The sequence below is a fragment of the Nakamurella endophytica genome (genome assembly GCF_014646215.1).
Taxonomy (GTDB): domain Bacteria; phylum Actinomycetota; class Actinomycetes; order Mycobacteriales; family Nakamurellaceae; genus Nakamurella; species Nakamurella endophytica.
Map to the genome: position 1 here is coordinate 720,257 of NZ_BMNA01000001.1, position 17,063 is coordinate 737,319.

The window sequence follows — 17,063 nt, forward strand, 5'->3', positions numbered from 1 at the left end:
CAAGAGATGCCCCAGTACCTGATGTACTCCGTCGGCGACGACAGCGTCCCCACCCCGCCGCCGACGCCGGAGCTGATGGCCGAGATGGGCCGGTTCGCCGAGGACGCGGTCAAGGCCGGCGTGCTGCTGGCCACCGGCGGTTTCGCGCCGAGCGCGAGCGAGATCCGGCTGACCCTCACCGACGGCGGCGACTACACCGTCCTGGACGGGCCCTACACCGAGGCCAAGGAGCTCATCGGCGGGTGGGCGCTGGTGGAGTGCCGGGACGCCGACGAGGCCGTCGCCTGGGCGAAGCGGTTCCTGGGCATCGCCGGCCCGGGCGAGACCCGGATCCGGCAGGTGTTCGGTCCGGGGGTCGTCGCCGGGCCGCCGGCCCGGGGGTGATCCTGGCGCGCTGACCCCGTCCCGGCCGGCCGTCCACCCCGGCGGTGGGCGGCCGGTGGCACGGCCGGCGGCCGGTCGTCCGGATGGCACGATCGCCGTGTGGGGCGATCCGTGGCCGGGCGGCGGCCGGTGCCGGCCGGTGCCGGGTGACCGGGGCGGGCGAGGGGCGGTCCGGCGAGGCGCACCGGGCCGTCGAGACGGTCTTCCGGATGGAGCTGCCCCGGGTGATCGCCGGCCTGGCGCGGATCACCGGCGACGTCGGGCTGGCCGAGGAGCTGGCCCAGGAAGCCACCGTCGCGGCCCTCGAGCAGTGGCCGGCCGAGGGCGTGCCGGCGAACCCGGGCGCCTGGCTGACGACGGCGGCCCGGCGACGCGCCGTGGACCTGTTCCGCCGCAACGCCGCTCTGCGCGACAAGTACCGGGAGCTGGCCCGCCGCCGCGGTGCGGACACCGAGCTGCCGGACTTCGACCGGGCCGTCGACGGCCGCATCGAGGACGACCTGCTGCGGTTGGTGTTCACCGCGTGCCATCCGGTGCTGCGTCCGGAGAGCCGGTCCGCCCTCACGCTGCGCCTGCTGTGCGGCCTGTCGACCGCGGAGATCGCCCGGGCCTACCTGGTGCCGGAGGCGACGGTCGCCGCCCGGATCACCCGGGCGAAGAAGGCCCTGGAGCGCGCCGGGGTGCCGTTCGAGGTGCCGGAAGGGCCGGAGCGGGCGACGCGCCTGGCGTCCGTCCTCGAGGTGCTCTACCTGATGTTCAACGAGGGCTACGCGGCCACCGCGGGCGAGACGTGGCTGCGGCCGGACCTTACGTTCGAGGCGGTCCGGCTGGCCCGCATCACCGCCGGCCTGCTCCCGGACGAACCCGAGGTGCTGGGCCTGCTGGCCCTGCTCGAGCTGCAGTCCTCGCGGACCGCCGCCCGGGTCGACGCCGGCGGTGCGCCCGTGCTGCTCGCCGACCAGGACCGGTCCCGCTGGGACCGGCTGGCCATCGCCCGCGGTCTGGCCGCCCTCGACCGCGCGGTCCGCCTCGGTGGCGCATCGGGCGTCTACGCGCTGCAGGCGGCGATCGCGGCCTGCCATGCCCGCGCGCCGCGGGCCGGGGACACCGACTGGACCAGGGTCGCGCTGCTCTACCAGCGGCTCGCCGACGTCCGGCCGTCACCCGTGGTGGAGCTGAACCGCGCGGTCGCCGTGTCCTACGCCGTCGGCCCTGAGGCCGCCCTGTCGCTGGTCGACGAGCTCGCCCGGCAACCCGCCCTGCGCGGCTACCACCTGCTCGACAGCGTCCGCGGCGACCTGCTGTCCCGGCTGGGCCGGACCGACGAGGCGGCGCGGGCGTTCCGGTCCGCGGCGGCGCTCACCCGCAACGCCCGCGAGCGCGACCTGCTGCTCGGCCGCGCCGGCGACGTCCCGGGCGGCGCGGGCACTTCCCCGCCGGACCGCTGACCGGCCGGAGGTCCGCCCGGGACCGGCAGTGCTCAGCTGCCGGGGGTCCGCCGCGCCGGGATCTGCCGCACCGCACCGGTGGACGCGGACGACGCCATGGCGGCGTAGGCCTGCAGGGCCCGGGACACCGTGCGGTCGCGGTCGCGCGGCTCCCACGGCCGCTCGGACGCCTCCATCTTGGCGCGCCGGACGGCCAGCTCGTCGTCGCTCACGACGACCCGGAGAACGCGCCGGTGCACGTCGATCTCGATCTCGTCGCCGTCCTCGACCAGCCCGATCACGCCGCCCGCGGAGGCCTCCGGCGACACGTGCCCGACCGAGATGCCCGACGAGCCGCCGGAGAACCGGCCGTCGGTGACCAGCGCGCACACCCTGCCCAGCCCCAGTCCCTTGAGGAACGAGGTGGGGTGCAGCATCTCCTGCATGCCGGGCCCGCCGGCCGGGCCCTCGTACCGCACCACGACGACGTGCCCGGGCTGCACCTTCTTCCCGAGGATGGCCTCCACGGCCTGCTCCTGGGACTCCACGACGATCGCCCGCCCGACGAAGTGGAACAGCTCCTCATCGATGCCGGCGGTCTTGATCACGGCGCCGTCCTCGGCGAGGTTCCCGTGCAGTACCGCCAGCCCGCCGTCGGCGGTGTAGGCGTGCGCCCGGTCGCGGATGCACCCCGCGGCCGCGTCGGTGTCCAGCGAGCTCCACCGGTTCGCCGTGGAGAACGCCTGCGTGGTGCGGACTCCGCCCGGCGCGGCGGAGAACAGCTCCAGCGCCTGCGCTGTCGGCTCCGCGGCGCGGACGTCCCAGGCGGCGAGCCAGCTCTGCAGGTCCGGCGCGTGCACCGAGTGCACCGACCGGTCGAGCAGGCCGGCACGATCCAGCTCCCCGAGGATGGCCGGGATGCCGCCGGCGCGGTGCACGTCCTCCATGTGGTAGTCCGAGTTCGGCGCGACCTTGGCCAGGCACGGCACCCGGCGGCTGACCGCGTCGATGTCGCCCAGCGTCCAGTCGATCTCGCCCTCCTGGGCGGCGGCGAGGATGTGCAGCACGGTGTTCGTCGACCCGCCCATCGCGACGTCCAGCGCCATGGCGTTCGCGAACGCCTCCCGGCTCGCGACGTTGCGCGGCAGGACGGACTCGTCGCCACCGGCGTACCAGCGCTGCGCCAGCTCGACAACCAGCGAACCGGCGCGCAGGAACAGGTCCCGCCGCGCGACGTGGGTGGCCAAGGTGGACCCGTTGCCCGGCAGGGACAGCCCGAGCGCCTCCGTGAGGCAGTTCATCGAGTTGGCGGTGAACATGCCCGAGCAGGAGCCGCAGGTCGGGCACGCGGACCGCTCCACCTCGGTGAGCCCGGCACCGTCCACCTGCTCCGACGCGGATGCCGAGATGGCCGTGATCAGGTCGGTCGGCGCGTGCGCGACACCGTCGACGACCACCGCCTTGCCGGCCTCCATCGGGCCGCCGGAGACGAACACCGTCGGGATGTTCAGCCGCAGCGCGGCCATCAGCATGCCCGGGGTGATCTTGTCGCAGTTCGAGATGCACACCAGGGCGTCGGCGGTGTGCGCGTTGACCATGTACTCCACGGAGTCCGCGATCAGCTCGCGGCTGGGCAGCGAGTACAGCATCCCGCCGTGGCCCATGGCGATGCCGTCGTCGACGGCGATCGTGTTGAACTCCTTGGCCACCCCGCCGGCCGTGACCACCGTGGACGCCACCAGGTCGCCCATGTCCTTGAGGTGCACGTGTCCAGGGACGAACTGGGTGTAGCTGTTGGCGATCGCCACGATCGGCTTGCCGAAGTCCCCGTCCGTCATGCCGGTCGCGCGCCACAGGGCGCGGGCTCCGGCCATGTTGCGGCCGTGGGTGGACGTGCGGGAACGAAGCGGTGGCATGGCGGCAGGCTCCTGGGGTGAGGTCCCGCCAGGGTAACCCCGGCCGTTCGTCCGTCCGTGTCGGCGACGGCAGCCGCGGTGTCCGGCGGTGCACCGTGGCCGGGGCGCGCCGGCGGGCACTTCCGGCGACCGGCGACGCCGTCGCGCCACGGACTCCTCCTCGAGGCGCCGCGACTTAGTCCGACTTAGCCAGCATACTGGCCGCATGACTCGTACGGTGAACGTCCACGAGGCCAAGACGCAGCTGTCGCGTCTGCTGCAGGCGGTGGAACGAGGCGAGGACATCGTCATCGCCCGCGCCGGCAAGCCGGTGGCACGCTTGGTGGCCGCCGGATCCGCGCGGATCCGCACGCCCGGATCACTCCGGAACCAGCTCTGGATCGCCGACGACTTCGACGACACGCCCGCCGAGATCGCCGGCGCCTTCGTCGCGGACGACGATCCGACGCGACCGTGAGGCTTCTCCTGGATACCCATGTCGTCCTGTGGTGGCTCGCCGACGACGACCGTCTCGGAGCCGGGGCGAGGGCGGCCATCGGCTCCGCCGGGACGGCAGCCGCGGTCTCGGCGGCTTCGGCCTGGGAGATGTCGATCAAGGCGGCGTCGGGCAAGCTGCGACTCCCGGCCGGACTGGACAGTCATCTCGGGGAACAGGGTTTCGACGAGCTGCCCGTCACGGTGGCCGACGGACTGGCTGCCGGCGCCCTCCCCCGACACCATGACGACCCGTTCGACCGGATGTTGATCGCGCAAGCCCGCCGTCGGGATCTGACCGTCGTCACGGCGGATGCCAGGTTCGAGGACTACGACGTCCGCCTGCTGCCTGCACGGTGACGGGGGCCGCGTCCCGCCACCGCCGACGGCACGGCTCGCGCAGAGACCCGATGGGCGCCGGCGGTGCGGCACTCGCCCGCCCCGGCCAGGAGCCGCGTCGGTTCACGGATCCGCCGGCGCGGTCGCCGATCCCGGCCGCGGGTGCGGCTCAGCCGGTCGGCACGGTGTCGTGGTGCCCGAACAGCGCCGCCATCGTCGTCCAGGACTCCGCGCGGCAGTAGACCGGGATGACGTCCACCGGGGTCGGCCGCCGGACGCTCCGTCCGCCGAAGATGGCCTCACCGGTCCAGACGTCGACCCAGTCGCCCGCCGGCAGGTACGTCGCCCACGAGTCCGCGCCGGCCTCGGTGACCGGGTGCACGAGCAGGTCCGACCCGAGCAGGTACTGCAGCGGGTGGTTCCAGACCTCCGGGTCGTCCGCGTGGTCGAAGAACAGCGCCCGCAGCAGCGGCCGCGCGTGGGCGATGCCGTCCCGGGCCTGCGCGGCCAGGTACGGCACCAGAGTCTCGCGCAGGTGCGCGAAGCTGCGGAAGACCTCGACGACCCGCGCGTCGCCGCTCTGCTCCGCGATGTTCCAGGGCGTGCGGTCCCGCAGCGGGCGCCGGTGGTGGTGGAACTCGGAGTGGTACTGCATCACCGGCATGAAGGTGGCCGCGGCCGCCGCCCGCAGGTACAGCTCCGGGTCCGGGACCGGTCCGGAGAAGCCGGCCAGATCCCAGGACCAGTAGAGGATGCCGCACGCCGACGCCGTGAGCCCCGCGGTGATCGAGTGTCGGAACGCCGGCCAGGTGGAGTCCTCGTCGCCGGCCCAGACGATGCCGTGCGCCTGTGATCCGGCGAAGCCGGCGCGGGAGAAGGTGACCGGCGCCTTGCCGGCCGAGCGGAGCAGGTCCCCGAACGCCCGGGCGTAGTGGACGGGGAACAGGTTGTTGCCCTCGTCGCCGCGGCGCCCGTCGGCGTAGCGGAGGTCGTGGCCCCAGGGATGCTCCCCGCCGTCGGTCTTGAAGCCGTCGACGTCCAGGTCGGTGACCAGGTAGCGCCGCTTGCCGGTCCACCAATCGCGGGTGCGCTGCACCGACAGGTCCGGCACGAGGGCCTGCGGGAACCACCAACCGCGGTTGCGGTAGGGGCGACCGTCGGCCTCCAGCACGGCATGCCGGTCCCGGACCAGGGCTTCGGCGTCGGCCCGCGCCTGACCCCGGGGATGCGGACGCATCTTCTGCAGCGGGATCTGCCACAGGACGACCTTGATGCCGCGACGGTGCAGCTCGGCGACCATCCCGGCCGGGTCCGGCCACGCACCCTCGGCCGGGTAGGTGAAGTCGGACCCCTGGTGCGCGGCGCCGTCGGCCGTGACGTCGTACCGGGCGTCGCGGAAGGCGGCGAAGGTCTGCTCGTCGCTCCAGGCCTCGATCACCACGGCGCCGACGGGGATGTCCAGATCCCGGTGGGCGTCCATGCGTTCCAGGACGAGTTGCTGGGTGTTCCACTCGTTGCCGGACGCCCAGAGCCGGAACACCCAGTCCGGCAACTCCTCCGGCCGGCCCACCTCGGCCAGGAACGCGTCGAGCACCTGCGACGGGGTGCCGTGGTGGATCGCCACGTCGAGCTGCTCCCGGTCGGTCCCGCCCAGGTCCACCTCGACGACCAGCCGGCCGGTACCGGTGCTGTCGACGTCGTACCAGCTGCGCCGCGTGGTTCGCACGTGCAGCCCCCACCCCGGACCCGACGGGGACACCACGTGGGCGAAGGGCATCGGCAGGTAGGTGCGGCCGTGCTCGCCCTGGGACTTGTACTGCTCGAAGACCACGGCGTCCAGGCGGTGCCCGCGCTGGTCCAACCGGTCGAAGCGCTCGCCGAAGCCGACGACCCGCTCGCCGTCGTCCAGTCGCAGGGCGAACCGCACCCGGTGCACACCGGCGGCCGAATGCAGCCACCGGATGCTGTCGCCGATCAACCGGTCCGTCGGCACCCGCAGCGAGCAGCCCGGTGCGTCGGCCACCCAGCTGACCGGGTCCACCACGAACTCGCGACTGCGGCGGACCCGCCCGTCCGCCGCCGTCGCGGTGAACCGGTACCGGTAGCGGGTGCCCGCCTCGACGGCGGGGACCTCGACCGTCCAGTGCGAACCGGCGCCGCGGCCGGCCCGCGCCTGGGCCGCGGCCAGGTGGCCGTCGCCGTCGGTCGCGGCGTCCGTCCCGACCGGGACCTCGGGCGCGACAGAGTGTACCCCGGCGTCCGCCGCCGCGGCGCGGGAGCCCGGGTCGGGCTCCCGCGTCATCGGCAGCTCGGTGACCGACGTCCCGCCGTCCCGGTCGGCGACCCATCGGCACAGGATCCCGGTGACGGCCGGAGCAGCTGCGACCCCGAGGGTCACCTGCTGGCCGACCTCCGGCCGGGCCGGGACCCGTTGGTCGCCGGTCGTCGCGTAGGGGTGCTCGGAGCCGAACGGGCGGTGGCGGATCACAGGTCTGGACCTCGGTCGGGGTGCGTCGGGGCGGGAGCGGATCTGTCGATGCGGGCCGGGTTCAGCCACCCAGCAGGGCGGTCACCTTGGACTGCGCGTCCGAGAGCGCTTTGTCCACGGGCGTGCGGCCCGCCGCGGCCGCGGTCAGCGCGTCGTTGACGTCGTCCTGCATCTCCTGCTGGTTGGTGATCACCGGTGCCAGCACGGTCTTCTCCAGCGCGTCGAAGACCGCCTTGCGGTTGGCCGGCTTGCCCGCCTTGAGGTACGTGGCCAGCTTGGCGTCGTCGGCGATCGGCGGCAGCTCCCAGGACGCGGCCAGCCGGGTCGAGACGGCGGTGTCCGAGGCGGTCAGGTACTGCAGCCACTTCTGCGCGGCGGCCTGGTTCTTGCTGCTCGCCGACACCGCCACCGTGTTGGCGAACATCGCCGACGCCTTGGTGGTGTTGCCCGGCTCGACGACGACGTCCCAGTCGAACGGGGCGTCGGCCATCGCGCTGAACATCCAGATGCCGGTGTGCCACATGGCCAACTTCCCGGACTTGAACAGGTTCGTGTCGAAGTCCGGCGTGCCCGCCCCTTCCGCGACGGTGGGCATCACGGTCCCCGACTTGCCGATCAGCCAGTCGGCCGCCTCGGTGCCCTGCTGCGAGCTGAACGTCGCCTCGGACTTGTCGGCGTTGAAGAACTGGCCGCCCGACTGCGCCAGCGCCTTGTAGAACTCGTTGTAGGTGATCGGCTGGTAGTCGCCCCAGACCTTGGCCGACTTGTCGGTCAGCTTCTGCGCCGCCGCCTTCTCGTCGGCCCACGTCCACGAGCTGGTCGGCAACGGCACGCCGGCCTTGGCGAACAGGGTCTTGTTATAGAACAGCACCACGTCGCTGAAGGACTCCGGCAGGCCGAACTGCTTGCCGTCCATGGTGAAGGCGTCGTAGAGCGAGGTGCGGTAGACGCTGCGGTCGACCCCGGACAGCTCGGCGAGGGCACCGTTGTCGGCGTAGCTGATGAAGTTCTGGTAGTCCAGCTCGAACGCGTCGGCGGCCGTCCCGCCCGCGACCGCCGTCTGCAGCTTGGTGAAGTAGTCGGCGTACGCGACGTTCTGGACCTTCACCGTGATGCCGGGGTTCTCCTTCTGGAAGCCGTCGACGATCTTCTGCAGGTCCTTCTCGTGCCCGCCGCTGGCGGAGAAGTCCATGTAGGTGATCGTGGTGTTGCCCGCCGGCGCGGAGGACGAGCTGGACGGTGCCGACGACGACGCGGCGGTCGACGGGGATCCCGAGCCCCCGGCGGTCGAGCCGGCGGTCGTGCCGGCGTCCGCCGTGCTCGCGTCCGCGGAGCTCGCAGCCGTGGAGCCGGATTCCGTGGAGCTCGAACTGGAACTGGAGTTGGACCCGGCGGTGGCGGAGCCCTGCGAGCAGGCGGCGAGCACGGTGAGTGCGGTGCAGCCGACGGCGAGCCAGCCGACGGCGGATGAGCGCTTCATGGACGGTTCCTCTCGGTCCGGCGGGCGTGCCGGCGGGTGCAGGGACGGTGGGACGGCGCGCGCCGGCACGGGCCGGACGCGACGTGGTGCGGACTACTTCAGGCCGGTGTGGGCGAGGCCGGTGATGATGTGTCGCTGGGCGACCAGGTACAGCACGGCGATCGGGATGATCGAGAACACGCTGCCCGCCATGACCACGTTCCACTGGGTCGTGTACTGGCCGTGCAGCGTCGACAGTCCCAGTGGGAGCGTCATGAACTCGGGCGAGCGGATGACCACCAGCGGCCAGAGGAACGAGTTCCAGCTGCCCATGAAGGCGAAGATGGCCAGTGTCGCGAGGGCGGGCCGGACCAGCGGCAGGATGATGGTCGCGAAGATCCGCAGGTGGCTGCCGCCGTCGATGGTGGCCGCCTCGTCGAGTTCGCGCGGCACCCCGTCGATGGCCTGCTTGACCAGGAAGATGCCGAACGCCGACGCGAACGACGGAGCCAGCAGGGCGAAGTAGGTGTCCTGCAGGCTGAACGTCTTCATCTCGATGAACAGGGGCACGACGAGCACCTGCAGCGGCACCATCAGCGTCGCCAGGTAGACGCCGAAGACCAGTCCCTTCCCGCGGAACTGCAGGCGGGAGAAGGCATACGCCGCCATCGCACCGGTGACCAGCTGCGCCAGGGTGGACACCACCGCCACCGCGAAGGAGTTGACGGTCACCCGCCACATCGGCAGCGCCGACAGCAGCGTCCGGTACGCGTCGAGAGTGGGGTTCTTGATCCACAGCGTGGGACCGTCGCCGAGGTTGCCCCCGGCGGTCAGCGAGGTCACCACCGTCCACAGGAACGGGAACAGCATGACGAACGCTGCGACGGACAGCAGCCCGTAGAGCCCGGCACGGCGGGCGGGCGACCGGGTCTGTTCATGCATTGGTCACCCACCGCCGCTGCACCCGCAGCTGGATCGCCGTGATCACCAGGATGACCACGAACAGCAGCCAGGACAGGGCCGAGGCGTCGCCCGCGCGCCCGTAGCGGAACGTCAGGTTGTAGATCTGTCCCACCACGACCTGGCTGGACTGTTCCGGTCCCCCGCCGGTCATCACGAACACCTGGTCGAAGACCTGGAAACCGTTGATCAGCGAGATGACGACGACGAAGAAGGTGGACGGCGACAGCAGCGGCAGGGTGATCCTGCGGAACCGCTGCCAACCCGAGGCGCCGTCGACGGTGGCGGCCTCGTACAGGTCCGACGGGATCGCCTGCAGCCCGGCGAGCAGGATGACCATGACGAAGCCCAGGTCCTTCCACGCCGAGGCCAGGATCACCGACGGGATGGCCCAGTCCGGATCGGTCCACCAGCCCGGTGTCGGCAGGTGCAGGGCCGCCAGCACGTGGTTGACCAGGCCGTTGGCCGGGTTGAGCAACCACTGCCACAGCAGCGCGACCACCACCCAGCTCGTCACCACGGGCAGGAAGATGGCCGCCCGGAAGAAGGACCGGCCACGCATCCGCTGATTCAGCGCGACCGCCAACGCCAGGCCACCGACGTAGACCAGCGGCAGGTACCCGGCGATGTACGCCACGGTGTGCAGGAAGACCTTGAGGGTCTGCGGATCCTTGAGCAGCCGCTCGTAGTTGGCCAGCCCGACCCACTTCGGGGACGAGATCAGGTTCCACCGGTGCAGGCTCACCCACAGCGACCCGACCATCGGCACGAAGGTGAACAGCAGCAACGGGACGGCGCTCGGCAGCAGGAAGAACAGCACCCATCCGAGGTTCCGCAGGCCTCCGCGGCGCCTGCCCCGCGGCGCCGCGGGCACCGCGTCGGCGGCGGCCGTCGACGGCGGCGGCGCCGCCTGGACGAGGGTCATGCGGTCACCATCGAGCCGTTGCGCTGCAACCGGTCCCGGACCAGGCGACCCTGGGACCCGCCCACCCCGACGGTGTCGAACGGCGTCGTCAGCACCAGGCTGGCCGCGCCCAGCATCCACTTGGTCTCGTCCCACTGCTCGACCAGGAACGGGATGCTGCGCCACCGCGGGAGCAGGTGCCGCCGGAACATCTCCCGGAAGCCGGCCTCCCAGTGCGGCCACGCCGAGATGCCCTCCCCGGACAGGATGATCACTTCCGGATCCACCGTGTGCACGACCCCGGACAGCGCGGCACCCAGCAGTCGGCCGGCGCGGGCGTACAGCGCCCGCGCCGCGGTGTCCCCGGCGTCCGCGGCGGCCACCAGCTCGGCCACCGTGTCGCCGTCCCCGACCACGCCGGCCCGGCGCGCCGCGCGCAGCAGGCCCTCGTCGCCGATGGTCGCCTCGACGCACCCCGTGGAACCGCACTCGCACACCTGGTCGTCGTTCAGGTCGACGATCGTGTGCCCGATCTCGCCTGCCGCCCCGAAGGCGCCGCGGTAGATGGATCCGTCGATGACCACCCCGCAGCCGATCCCGCGGCCGATGGTCACGACGATGTAGGTGTTGAAGTCCTCGCCGAGGCCGTAGAGCCGGTCCGCGACAGCCAGGGTGTTGACGTCGTTCTCGACCAGCACCGGGACGCCGAGCTGGCCGCGCAGCAGCGGACCCACCTGCATCTCGGACCAGCCGAGGGTGGGCGCCCTGACGATGCCGGAGTCCTGCGCGTCGACGGCGCCCGGGACACCGACACCCACGCCGAGCAGCCCGCCGCTCATCTCCCCGATCCGCTGGCGCAGCGTCGCCGCGAGCTCGTCGATGCAGCCGGGCGAGCCGGGATCGAACGGGAACAGGCTCGGTGCGCCGAGTGTGCCGTCCAACTCGACCTGTACCACCCCGACGTGGTCGGGCGTGATCTTGACGCCGACGGCGTGGCCGGCCGACCGGACGAGACCCAGTTGCGTGGCGGGCCGCCCGCCCTGGGACGGCGTGACGTCGAGCTCGGCGATCAATCCCCGGGCCAGCAGCACCTTGGTCACCTGGGTGACCGTGGCCGAGCTGACGTTCAGGATCCGGGCCAGGTCCGCCCGGGACGCCGACCCTCTGGAACCCAGTAGGGCCAGGATCGCCGACGGCAGCAGCCCGCCGCGGTCGACCGTCGCGCGTCCCCGCACCGGCCACCTCCGTCCTCATCGACTTACTTCGGCGGTAAGTTAACCTCCGAAGATTCTGCCGTCCAGCACCGTGATCGGATCGTGACCTCTATCCGACCGGTCGACGTCCCATCGAGATCGGCTTCGTCGCAGCACGAGTCATGGTGGGCGGGAGCGAGCGACCGGAGGACCCCGCGCGAGCCGGGTCCCCGTCCCTCCGCGGCGCGGCGCCGCCACCGACGGCACTGGGTGCGAAGCAGCACGGCAGGACGACCCCGGATGCGATGCTGCCCGCGTGTCCCGCCGTCGCCGCCTCGTCCACCCGCTGGTCGCGGTGGCCGTCGCCGGCCTGGTGTCGGCCGGCTGCTTCGGTCCCTCGCGCGCCGACTCCCCCAGCTCGGGGAGCGGAGCGCCCTTCCCGGAACATCCGGCGATGGCCATGGACGTCCTCGACGGGCTCCGGGTCCAGGACCGCGCCTCCGGGGCGGGCTACCGGCGCGCGGCGTTCGGCGAGTCCTGGACCGACGACGTCGCGGTGGACGGCGGCCACAACGGGTGCGACACCCGGGAGGACGTGCTCCGGCGGGACCTCGAGGACCTGGCGCTGAAACCTGGCACCGGGGGCTGCGTCGCCGTGTCCGGCGTCCTCGTCGACCCGTACACCGGCGGCACGGTGCTGTTCCACCGCGGCCCGGACACCAGCCCCGACGTGCAGATCGACCACGTGGTGGCACTGGGCGACGCCTGGCGCACCGGCGCGCAGCAGCTGTCCGTCGAGCGCCGCGCGGAGCTGGCCAACGACCCGTTGAACCTCCTGGCGGTGGCCGGCCAGGTCAACCAGGACAAGGGCGACGGCGACGCGGCCACCTGGCTTCCGCCGCTGACCCAGGCGCGCTGCCTGTACGCGGCCCGGCAGGTGGCCGTGAAGCAGCGCTACGGGTTGTGGGTGACGCCCGCGGAGGGCGACGCGCTGCGCCGGGTCCTCGCCGGCTGCCCAGGGCGAGGGGTGCCGACGGTGGCGGCCACGACCATTCCGCCGCCGCGCGGCTGACCCGGCGGGCCGTGCCGGCGACGATCCCGCGCTCGCGCCGCCGGTTCAGCGGCGGTAACCGGCGCCGAGCCCGTACGGCGGCAGGTACGCCTTGGCGTCCTTGACCTTCGGGCACCGCGAGCACGCCCGGTAGCCCTGCTTCTCCAGTCCGCCCGACTCGGGGTTGGGGTCCGGGAAGTCCTGCAGGTCGTGCAGCCCCCACCGGCACCGCAGGTCCAGCCGGCGATCCGCCACCGAAGCGTCACCTCCCTGCCGGTCCGTGCCGGTCCCTGCGGTCGCACCCCGGTGATCACCGCGGCCGGAGGCCGTCGAAGACCATGCCGACGACCCGGTCCGCGAGCGCGGCCACATCCCCACTATCCCCCGGCCGGAGCCACTCGGCCAGGGAGTTCACCGTCCCGAACAGCAGCCGGGCCGTCGTGCGCGGCTCCAGGTCCGGACGCAGCCGCCCGGCCGCGACCGCCTCCCGCACCAGGTCGGCCGCCAGCCGGTCCAACCGGCGCCGACGCTCCAGCGCCGCCCGCTCGACGTCGGTGTTGCCGCGGACCCGCAGCAGCAGCGTGACGTAGGGCAGCCGCTCGACCAGCACGTGCACGCTGCCGGACACCAGGAGCCGCAGCCGCTCCGCAGGGTCGGCGTCCGCTGTCCGGACCGCGTCCGCGACGGCCTCGAGGCCGGAGAGGGCGCGGTCCAGCGCCAACCCCAGCAAGGCGTCCTTGCCGGGCACGTGGTGGTACAGCGCCGACTTGCCGACGTTCAGCCGGGCGGCGACGTCGGCGACACTGGTGCGGTCGAAACCCCGCTCGTTGAAGAGCGCGACGGACGCATCGAGCACCGCATCCAGGTCGTGCCCCGGACGACCACGCCGCGGTCGGTGCACCGCAGGGCGGGCAGCTGCCACGACGGCCGTCCCCGGCGCGGCGGGCGGACCGAACCGTCCCGACCTCCCGCCCCTGGCGTCGTCCACCGAGCACTCCCGTCCCTGGGTCTGGCCGCCGACCACCGGCCACGCTATCGTGATTACCGAACGGTCGGTCAGTTATTCGGACGCAAGGGAGCGCCGATGCCGTTGCGCAGTCTGGTCGCCGGGCGCTGGGTCGCCCCCGACGACGACGGCAGGCCCGTCCTGGACGCGGTCACCGGGGAGCGGGTCACCTCGGTGTCCGCCCGCGGGATCGATCGGGGCGGGATGGTGCAGTACGGCCGGTCCGTCGGCGGCCCTGCGCTGCGCGCGTTGACCTTCCACCAGCGGGCCGCGCTGCTCAAGCAGCTCGGGCTCCACCTGCGCGACCACCGCGACGAGCTGTACCAGCTCTCCGCCAGGGCCGGCGCCACCCGCGCCGACGCCCGCTTCGACGTCGACGGCGGCATCGGGGCCCTGCTGTCCTACGGCAGCCGGGGCCGGCGGGAGCTGCCCGACGACACCGTCGCGACCGACGGCGCGGTCGAGATGCTGAGCCGCGGCGGCAGTTTCGCCGGGCAGCACGTGCTGACCTCGCCGCCCGGCGTCGCCGTGCAGATCAACGCCTTCAACTTCCCGGTCTGGGGGCCGCTGGAGAAGCTGGCACCGGCCTTGCTCGCCGGTGTGCCCAGCATCGTCAAGCCGGCCGTGAGCACCGCCTACCTGACCGCGCGGCTGGTCGAGATCGTCGACGCCGCACGCATTCTGCCCGACGGCTCGCTCCAGCTGCTGGCCGGTGAGGCCGGCGACCTGCTCGACCAGCTGGGCGAGCAGGACTCTGTGTGGTTCACCGGCTCGGCCGCGACGGCCGCCCGGCTGCGCACCCACCCCGTCGTGGTCGGCCGCGGCGTGCGGTTCCACGCCGAGGCCGACTCGCTCAACTGCTCGGTGCTCGGCCCCGACGCCGAGCCCGGGTCCGAGGTGTTCGACCTGTACGTCGGCCAGCTGGTCACCGAGATGACCGTCAAGGCCGGCCAGAAGTGCACCGCCATCCGCCGGGCCCTGGTCCCGGAGCACCTCGTCGACGCGGTGGCGGACGCGGCGGCCGACCGGCTGTCCCGGATCAGCGTCGGCGACCCCCGCGACCGCGAGGTCGGCATGGGTCCGCTGGCGTCGCTCGAGCAGCGCGAGGAGGTCCGCCGTTCCGTCAAGGCCCTGCGGACCGGCGCCGTCGTGGTCTTCGGTGACCCCGACGGGGTCGCCGTCGTCGGGGCCGACGCGGACCGCGGCGCCTTCGTCTCACCGCTGCTGCTGCGGGCCGGATCGGCCGACCGGCCGGAGCCGCACGAGGTCGAGGCGTTCGGCCCGGTCAGCACGATCGTCGGTTACCGCGGCGTCGATGCCGCGGTCGAGCTGGCCGCCCGCGGCCGGGGCAGCCTGGTCGCCTCGGTGGTCACCGCGGACCCGGAGGTCGCGCGGGCGGTGGTCCTGGGCTGCGCGCCCTGGCACGGCCGGGTGCTGGTGCTCGATCCCGACGACGCGGCCGAGTCCACCGGTCACGGCTCGCCGCTGCCGACGCTGGTGCACGGCGGCCCCGGCCGCGCGGGCGGCGGCGAGGAACTCGGCGGCATCCGGGCCGTGCTGCAGCACCTGCGCCGGACGGCCCTCCAGGGAACCCCGGCCACGCTCGCCGCTGTCACCGGTCGCTGGGTGGCTGGCGCTCCGCAACACCCGGAGCCGCCGCATCCGTTCCGGAAGTCGTTGCGCGAGTTGCGGATCGGCGACTGCCTGAAGGCCGGCCCGCGCACGGTCACCGAGCAGGACGTGCAGCGCTTCGCGGAGCTGACCGGGGACCGGTTCTACGCCCACACCGACCCGGCGGCGGCGGCGGCCAACCCGTTCTTCGACGGGATCGTCGCGCACGGGTACCTGGTGCTCTCGCTCGCGGCGGGGCTGTTCGTCGACCCGGCGCCCGGCCCGGTGCTGGCCAACTACGGCCTCGAACACCTGCGCTTCCGCACACCGGTGTACCCCGGTGACGCGCTGACGGTGACCCTGACGTGCAAGGCGCTCTCGGCCCGCGCGGACGCCGACCACGGCGAGGTGTGCTGGGACGCCGTCGTCACCAAGCAGGACGGCGAGATCGCGGCGACCTACGACGTGCTGACCCTGGTCGCCAAGGAGCCGGCATGACCGCGGTGACACCGACACCGGCGGACCCGGTGGAGACCGGGACCCTGCGGGACCGTTTCGAGGAGACGGTGGCGCGCGACCGGCGCGTCGAGCCGCGCGACTGGATGCCCGAGGAGTACCGCCGCACGCTGATCCGGCAGGTCGCCCAGCACGCCCACTCCGAGATCATCGGCATGCAGCCGGAGGGCGCGTGGATCACCCGCGCGCCGTCGCTGCGCCGCAAGTCGATCCTGCTGGCCAAGGTGCAGGACGAGGCCGGGCACGGGCTGTACCTGTACGCGGCGGCCGAGACCCTGGGCGCCGACCGAGCCGACCTGACGGCGAAACTCCTGGCCGGGCAGCAGAAGTACTCGTCGATCTTCAACTACCCGACCCCGAGCTACGCGGACGTCGGGACGATCGGCTGGCTGGTGGACGGCGCCGCCATCTGCAACCAGGTCCCGCTGTGCCGGTCCTCCTACGGTCCCTACGCCCGGGCGATGGTGCGGATCTGCAAGGAGGAGTCGTTCCACCAGCGCCAGGGCTACGAGCTGCTGCTGACCCTGATGGCCGGCACCGACGCGCAGCGGGCGATGGTGCAGGAATCGGTGGACCGCTTCTGGTGGCCGGCCCTGATGATGTTCGGGCCGCCCGACGACCGCTCCCCGAACTCGGCGCGGTCGATGGCCTGGGGCGTCAAGCGGCACACCAACGACGAGCTCCGGCAGCGGTTCGTCGACATGACGGTGCCGCAGGCCGAGCGGCTGGGCGTGACGCTGCCCGACCCGGAGCTGCGCTGGAACGCCGAGCGGGGACACCACGACTTCGGCGCCGTCGACTGGGCCGAGTTCGCCGAGGTGGTGGCCGGCCGCGGCCCGTGCAACGCGGAGCGACTCGCTCGCCGGCGGGCGGCCCACGACGAGGGCGCCTGGGTGCGCGAAGCCGCCACCGCCTACGCGGCGGGACAGGCTGCTGCTGCAGCGGTGTCACCGTGACCGCGGGATGGACGGCCGAGGGCGGGCACGGCGCCGTGCCGACCGACGGTGTCCCGGTGGAGCCGGCCCCGGGCCCGGTCCGCGCCGACTGGCCGCTCTGGGAGGTCTTCCTCCGTGGACGGCGCGGCCTCAACCACGTGCACGTCGGCTCGCTGCACGCGGCGGACGCGGAACTGGCGCTGCACCACGCCCGCGACCTCTACACCCGCCGGAACGAGGCGGTCAGCATCTGGGTGGTGCCGGCGGCGGCGATCACCGCCAGCAGCCCGGACGAGCGGGATCCGTTCTTCGCGCCGTCCGGCGACAAGGCCTACCGCCACCCGACGTTCTACCGGCTGCCCGAGGACGTGCCGCACCTGTGACCGCTCCCCAGCCCCAC

The 17,063-nt window shown here is 73.1% G+C and carries 16 protein-coding genes; 8 read left to right on the forward strand and 8 right to left on the reverse strand.

Features of this window, described 5'->3' with window-relative positions; all coding sequences use genetic code 11:
* Nucleotides 1-6: 6 nt before the first annotated feature.
* Together IEY37_RS03145 and IEY37_RS03150 are read left to right on the forward strand one after the other, a co-directional pair.
* Entirely contained in the window at nt 7-384 is a 378-nt protein-coding gene (locus IEY37_RS03145; protein WP_229673685.1) for a YciI family protein, read from the forward strand.
* Between the two features lie 146 nt (nt 385-530).
* Nucleotides 531-1,832, forward strand: a complete 1,302-nt coding sequence (locus IEY37_RS03150) for an RNA polymerase sigma factor (protein WP_229673687.1) — start codon at nt 531-533, stop codon at nt 1,830-1,832.
* Nucleotides 1,833-1,864: 32 nt separating this feature from the next.
* Here the strand turns inward: IEY37_RS03150 and ilvD are convergent, their stop codons facing one another.
* Nucleotides 1,865-3,727, reverse strand: a complete 1,863-nt coding sequence (gene ilvD, locus IEY37_RS03155) for a dihydroxy-acid dehydratase (RefSeq protein WP_188939981.1) — start codon at nt 3,725-3,727, stop codon at nt 1,865-1,867.
* A 205-nt stretch (nt 3,728-3,932) separates the two neighbouring features.
* Between ilvD and IEY37_RS03160 the strand changes: the two genes are divergently transcribed.
* Both IEY37_RS03160 and IEY37_RS03165 read left to right on the forward strand, forming a co-directional pair.
* Complete coding sequence (locus IEY37_RS03160; protein WP_188939982.1) at nt 3,933-4,184, forward strand: type II toxin-antitoxin system Phd/YefM family antitoxin; 252 nt, start codon at nt 3,933-3,935, stop codon at nt 4,182-4,184.
* The gene (locus tag IEY37_RS03165; RefSeq protein WP_188939983.1) at nt 4,181-4,561 is read left to right on the forward strand and encodes a type II toxin-antitoxin system VapC family toxin; all 381 of its coding nucleotides are present in this window, start codon (nt 4,181-4,183) and stop codon (nt 4,559-4,561) included. The genes IEY37_RS03160 and IEY37_RS03165 overlap by 4 nt, the downstream gene beginning before the upstream one ends.
* A gap of 148 nt (nt 4,562-4,709) precedes the next feature.
* Here the strand turns inward: IEY37_RS03165 and IEY37_RS03170 are convergent, their stop codons facing one another.
* The 5 genes from IEY37_RS03170 to IEY37_RS03190 all read right to left on the reverse strand — a co-directional run bounded on the left by IEY37_RS03170 (nt 4,710) and on the right by IEY37_RS03190 (nt 11,586).
* Nucleotides 4,710-7,028 (reverse strand): glycoside hydrolase family 31 protein, encoded by a 2,319-nt coding sequence (locus IEY37_RS03170; protein ID WP_188939984.1) that lies wholly within the window; start codon nt 7,026-7,028, stop codon nt 4,710-4,712.
* A gap of 61 nt (nt 7,029-7,089) precedes the next feature.
* Nucleotides 7,090-8,508, reverse strand: a complete 1,419-nt coding sequence (locus tag IEY37_RS03175) for an ABC transporter substrate-binding protein (RefSeq protein WP_229673689.1) — start codon at nt 8,506-8,508, stop codon at nt 7,090-7,092.
* A 93-nt stretch (nt 8,509-8,601) separates the two neighbouring features.
* The gene (locus IEY37_RS03180) at nt 8,602-9,429 is read right to left on the reverse strand and encodes a carbohydrate ABC transporter permease (RefSeq protein WP_188939985.1); all 828 of its coding nucleotides are present in this window, start codon (nt 9,427-9,429) and stop codon (nt 8,602-8,604) included.
* Complete coding sequence (locus tag IEY37_RS03185; protein WP_188939986.1) at nt 9,422-10,372, reverse strand: carbohydrate ABC transporter permease; 951 nt, start codon at nt 10,370-10,372, stop codon at nt 9,422-9,424. Before IEY37_RS03185 ends, IEY37_RS03180 begins: the two co-directional genes overlap by 8 nt.
* Nucleotides 10,369-11,586, reverse strand: coding sequence for an ROK family transcriptional regulator (locus IEY37_RS03190; protein WP_188939987.1), 1,218 nt, complete (start codon nt 11,584-11,586; stop codon nt 10,369-10,371). Before IEY37_RS03190 ends, IEY37_RS03185 begins: the two co-directional genes overlap by 4 nt.
* Nucleotides 11,587-11,860: 274 nt before the next feature.
* Between IEY37_RS03190 and IEY37_RS03195 the strand changes: the two genes are divergently transcribed.
* Nucleotides 11,861-12,616 carry an HNH endonuclease family protein gene (locus IEY37_RS03195; RefSeq protein ID WP_229673691.1) on the forward strand — a complete coding sequence of 252 codons (756 nt, stop codon included), beginning with the start codon at nt 11,861-11,863 and terminating at the stop codon, nt 12,614-12,616.
* A 45-nt stretch (nt 12,617-12,661) separates the two neighbouring features.
* Here IEY37_RS03195 and IEY37_RS03200 read toward each other — a convergent pair whose 3' ends face one another.
* Both IEY37_RS03200 and IEY37_RS03205 read right to left on the reverse strand, forming a co-directional pair.
* A complete protein-coding gene (locus IEY37_RS03200; protein WP_188939988.1) occupies nt 12,662-12,850 on the reverse strand; it encodes a hypothetical protein in 189 nt (62 codons plus the stop codon).
* A 55-nt stretch (nt 12,851-12,905) separates the two neighbouring features.
* On the reverse strand, nt 12,906-13,496 hold the full coding sequence (locus IEY37_RS03205) for a TetR/AcrR family transcriptional regulator (protein ID WP_188940202.1): 591 nt from the start codon (nt 13,494-13,496) through the stop codon (nt 12,906-12,908).
* A gap of 183 nt (nt 13,497-13,679) precedes the next feature.
* Between IEY37_RS03205 and paaZ the strand changes: the two genes are divergently transcribed.
* The 3 genes from paaZ to paaB are packed head-to-tail and all read left to right on the forward strand — an operon-like array spanning nt 13,680 to nt 17,046.
* Nucleotides 13,680-15,710 (forward strand): phenylacetic acid degradation bifunctional protein PaaZ, encoded by a 2,031-nt coding sequence (paaZ, locus tag IEY37_RS03210; protein WP_188939989.1) that lies wholly within the window; start codon nt 13,680-13,682, stop codon nt 15,708-15,710.
* Nucleotides 15,707-16,684, forward strand: a complete 978-nt coding sequence (gene paaA / locus IEY37_RS03215; protein WP_188939990.1) for a 1,2-phenylacetyl-CoA epoxidase subunit PaaA — start codon at nt 15,707-15,709, stop codon at nt 16,682-16,684. The genes paaZ and paaA overlap by 4 nt, the downstream gene beginning before the upstream one ends.
* Nucleotides 16,681-17,046 (forward strand): 1,2-phenylacetyl-CoA epoxidase subunit PaaB, encoded by a 366-nt coding sequence (gene paaB, locus IEY37_RS03220; RefSeq protein ID WP_188939991.1) that lies wholly within the window; start codon nt 16,681-16,683, stop codon nt 17,044-17,046. Before paaA ends, paaB begins: the two co-directional genes overlap by 4 nt.
* The last annotated feature ends 17 nt before the right edge of the window (nt 17,047-17,063 follow it).